The organism is Salinibacterium sp. (assembly GCF_031364185.1).
Lineage (GTDB): Bacteria > Actinomycetota > Actinomycetes > Actinomycetales > Microbacteriaceae > Rhodoglobus.
Genome location: NZ_JANLVV010000219.1, coordinates 1 through 4,561, shown reverse-complemented (window position 1 = coordinate 4,561; position 4,561 = coordinate 1). Strand labels below are relative to the sequence as shown.

Annotated in this window: 3 protein-coding genes; all 3 read right to left on the bottom strand. The window is 67.4% G+C overall.

Going from position 1 to position 4,561, the window contains the following annotated elements:
- Positions 1–37: 37 nt before the first annotated feature.
- On the bottom strand, positions 38–2,068 hold the full coding sequence (locus RMN95_RS09625; RefSeq protein WP_309616702.1) for a DNA polymerase III subunit gamma and tau: 2,031 nt from the start codon (positions 2,066–2,068) through the stop codon (positions 38–40).
- 267 nt (positions 2,069–2,335) lie between these two features.
- Entirely contained in the window at positions 2,336–3,451 is a 1,116-nt protein-coding gene (locus RMN95_RS09620) for an acetate kinase (RefSeq protein WP_309616701.1), read from the bottom strand.
- A partial coding sequence (pta, locus tag RMN95_RS09615; protein WP_309616700.1) for a phosphate acetyltransferase occupies positions 3,448–4,561 on the bottom strand: 1,114 nt, incomplete at its 5' end. The genes pta and RMN95_RS09620, both read right to left, overlap by 4 nt.

The following is a 4,561-nucleotide window of genomic DNA, read 5'->3' as shown; positions in this document are numbered from 1 at the left end:
CGTCGATGAGTTCCTGGACGATTCCGTCATACATGCGCTAGTCGTCTTTCGGCATCGGTACTACCCGTGGAGCGACAGGCTGCTCCTCGATGAACGTGGCACCGAGAAGCTGGCGGACCACGGCCTCGCCGTAACGGGCGTTTGTGGCGGGCGGCGCTTTCGGCTCAGACTGTGCGGTCACCATTCGGGCTGTGGCCGGGGCTTCTGCCGGGGCTTCTGCCTTTCGGGCGGGTCGCGATCGGGGTTCGCCGCCGAGTCCAGACACCGTGGCCGGCTCCGGCATCGGCTCTGAATCCGGGATGGCGGTGACCGCCCAGCCGCCGCCCTCCGTCGGTGCGAACTCGTCGGCGGGGGGTTCTTCCATGGCTACGGACGGCGGAGTCGGGTGCTGCTGTGCTGCCGCGGCATCCACTCTCGCAATGAAGGCGGGCTCGAAACCCAGCACCTGGACGAAGGCTTTTTTGAGCAGCTCGCCGACACCCTGGCCGGGGGCGGCCTGCTGCTTGAGGGCGTCGACATCCTTCTGGCTCGGGAACGACAGCACCAGCACCCTGCCGTCGCGCAGTTCGAGCGGCCGCGCGGTGAACACGACCATCCAGGCGTTGAGTCGCGCATCTTTGACGACCTCGAGAATCTCGAGCCAGGCGTCTTTTACCTGGGCAAACGTGACCGGCACCACGGGGGCGACGGGGGCGGCGGGCGCCTCGGGGGCCTCGGTCGGCGCCGGGGCGGGCGGTGCAGCGGCGGTCGGTACCGGCGGCGGTGCAGCGGCGATCGGTGCCATGGGTGCAGATGGTGCAACGGCCGGCTCGGCCGGAGTCGTCACCGGGACGCTCCGCACGGGCTTCTCGGCCACGCTCCCGGCCGCGACCACACTCGTGCCCGTGACCTCAACCCCGATGCGTCGCTCGAGTCGCTCCACCCTGGCGAGCGCTCCACGCTGGCTGTCATCGCTGGCCGGCACCAGGATGCGAGCGACCATCAGTTCGAGATGGAGCCTGGGGGATGTCGCACCGGTCATCTCTGTGAGAGCCGAGTTGACGACATCCGCAGCCCGGGACAGTTCTGCCTGGCCGAAGCTCGTCGACTGGGATGCCATGCGGTCGAGCTGGTCCTGGGGAACCCCCCGCAGCACCGATGCGGCATTGCCCGAGGTCGCCGCCACGATGATTAGGTCGCGGAGTCGCTCGAGCAGGTCTTCGACGAATCGTCGCGGATCCTGCCCGGTCTGAATAACGCGATCCACCGAGCCGAACGCGGCCGCGGCATCGCGTGAGCCGAGGGCATCGACGACCTCATCCAGAAGCGCACCATGTGTGTATCCGAGGAGGGCGACGGCACGTTCGTATTTCACGAGCGCGGTTCCGGCCGCGTCGCTCTCGGAGCCGGCGATCAGCTGGTCGAGCAGCGACAGCGTGTCGCGTACGGAACCGCCACCGGCCCGAACAACGAGCGGCAGCACGCCGGCCTCGACGTGCACCTTCTCGCTCTCGCACAGCTGCTGCACGTAATCCAGCATCTGGGCGGGCGGAACCAGGCGGAATGGGTAGTGGTGGGTGCGGGAGCGGATCGTGCCGATGACCTTCTCGGGCTCCGTCGTCGCGAAGATGAACTTCACGTGCTCGGGCGGTTCTTCCACGATTTTCAGCAGAGCGTTGAAGCCCTGCGGGGTCACCATGTGCGCCTCGTCGAGGATGAAGATCTTGAACCTGTCGCGGGCCGGCGCGAAGACGGCGCGCTCGCGCAGGTCGCGAGCGTCATCCACGCCATTATGAGAGGCGGCATCGATCTCGACCACATCGAGCGAGCCGCTGCCGTCCCGGGCGAGTTCGATACAGCTGGGGCAGACGCCGCAGGGGGTGTCGGTGGGGCCCTCTGCGCAGTTGAGGCAGCGGGCCAGGATGCGAGCCGAGGTGGTTTTGCCGCAACCGCGGGGGCCGCTGAACAGGTACGCGTGGTTGACGCGGTCGTTGCGAAGCGCTGTTCTCAGTGGATCTGTCACCTGCGATTGGCCGATCAACTCGGCGAACGTCTCGGGCCGGTAACGGCGATACAGGGCAGCAACCACGAGTCAAGAGTAGCCGTCACGGCCGACGCTGGCCCGCGTCATCCACTTCGCTCTCCGCCTCTTCGGAAATTCAGGAAGTCGCGCGCGGGCGCTGGGCGCGAGCGGCGCCGAGTTTGCTCGCACTGCTGCTACGCCGCGGGCGATAACAGCAGTGTGCGTGATCTCGGCGTGGGTGCCTCCAGGGTTCCGACACCATTTCCTGAATTTCCGAAAGGGGCGGCGGCGCGAGCATAAAAGGGAGGGAGGCGGACGGCGCGGGTTGCGCCGCTAGCGCACGAGGGCGATCGCCTGGCGGGCGATCTCGAGCTCCTCGTTGGTCGGTACGACCAGGATGGCTACGGGCGAGGCATCCGTCGAGATCACGCGAGCGTCGCGGGAGCGCACGTCGTTGCGAGCGTCATCCAGCTCCATTCCCAGCCACCCCAGACCGCTTACCGCGGCGGCGCGGGTGGGGGCGCTGTTCTCGCCGACTCCGGCGGTGAACACGATGGCATCGGCCCCTCCCAGCTGCACCAGGTACGCACCCAGGTAGTGGCGAAGACGGTGATGGTAGACGTCGAGCGCCAGTGCCGCCGCGGCATCGCCCGAACCGGCAGCAGCCTGGATGTCACGCAGGTCGCCGCTGCCCCCCACGCCGAGCAGCCCGCTGCGGCGGTTGAGCATGGCATCGAGTTCGGGCAGCGTGTGACCGGCCCTGCCCAGATGAAACAGGATGCCCGCATCCAGGTCGCCCGATCGGGTGCCCATGACCAGACCCTCGAGCGGGGTCATCCCCATTGAGGTTTCGACCGAGCGCCCGCCGTCGATCGCCGCCACGGATGCTCCGTTGCCGAGGTGGAACACGATCAGCTTCAGTTGCTCCAGCGGCCGTGACAGCAGTGCGGCAGCGCGCCGTGCCACGTACTGGTACGAGGTGCCATGGAATCCGTAGCGGCGGATGCTGTGCTCGTGCGCGACGGCGGAATCGATCGCGTAGGTGTAGGCGGCGGGCGGCAGCGACTGGTGAAACGCGGTGTCGAATACGGCCACATTGGCCACGCCCGGGAAGGCCACCCGTGCCGCCCTGATGCCGGCCAGGTTCGGCGGATTGTGCAGCGGGGCCAGCGCTGACAGCGCCTCGATGGCCGCCTCGACCTCGTCGGTAACGAGGGTCGCGGTGGTGAACCGGCTTCCGCCGTGGACGACGCGATGGCCGATGACGGAGGGATGCTCGCCGCCAAGCTCCCCCAGGATGCCCCGCATCGCCTCCGCGTGATCCGCCGCGGCGCCCGGTTCTCCGATGCGCTCGACGATCCCGCCTCGCACTCGACGCTCGGATTCCACGTCGACAAGCTCCCACTTGATCGACGATGAGCCGGAGTTGACGATGAAAGCCGTGGTCACGCCGAAACTCCCTGGGCCTGGATGGCGGTGATCGCCACCGTGTTGACTATGTCGCGCACGAGTGCCCCCCGCGAGAGGTCGTTCACCGGCTTGCGCAGCCCCTGCAGGACGGGCCCGATGGCGACCGCACCCGAGCTGCGCTGCACGGCCTTATAGGTGTTGTTGCCCGTGTTCAGGTCAGGAAAGATGAACACGGTCGCGCGTCCGGCGACCTGCGAATCGGGCATCTTCGCTTTGGCCACGGCGGCGTCGGCCGCCGCGTCGTACTGGATCGGTCCTTCGACGAGCAGGTCGGGCCTGCGTTCACGCACCAGGGCGGTGGCGGCGCGCACTTTATCGACGTCGGCACCCGAGCCCGACTCTCCGGTGGAGTAGGAGAGCATGGCGATCCTGGGTTGGATGCCGAACTGGGCGGCGGTGCCCGATGACGAGATCGCGATGTCGGCGAGCTGGTCGGCGTCGGGATCGGGCACGATGGCGCAGTCTCCGTACACCAGCACACGGTCATCCAGTGCCATGAAAAACACACTCGAGACCACGTCAACACCTTCGGAGGTCTTGATGAATTGCAGGGCGGGGGTGATGGTGTGCGCGGTGGTGTGCGCGGCACCGGAGACCATGCCGTCGGCGAGACCGAGGTGCACCATCATGGTGCCGAAATACGACACATCCGTGACGATGTCACGCGCCGCTTCGACCGTCATCCCCTTATGCGCACGCACCCGTGCGTATTCTTCCGCGAAGCGCTCGCGCAATTCCGGCGCCGTCGGGTCGAGCACGGCCGCGGCGGCAATGTCCACCCCGAGACCGGCGGCCCGCGCCCGCACTTCGGCTTCATCGCCGAGAATCGTCAGGTCGACAACGTTGCGGCGCAGCAGCGTGCCTGCGGCCTGCAGGATGCGGTCGTCAGAACCCTCGGGCAGCACGATGTGCTTGCGGCTCGACCGTGCGCGCTCCAGCAGGGCGTACTCGAACATCAGCGGGGTCACCGCACTCGATGTGCCAGCACCCAGCTCGGCGATAAGTATGCCCGAATCGACATGTTTCTCGAAGAGGGCAAGAGCGGTGTCGATTTTACGATGGGATGTCGCGGTCAGCCGTCCGCGCGTT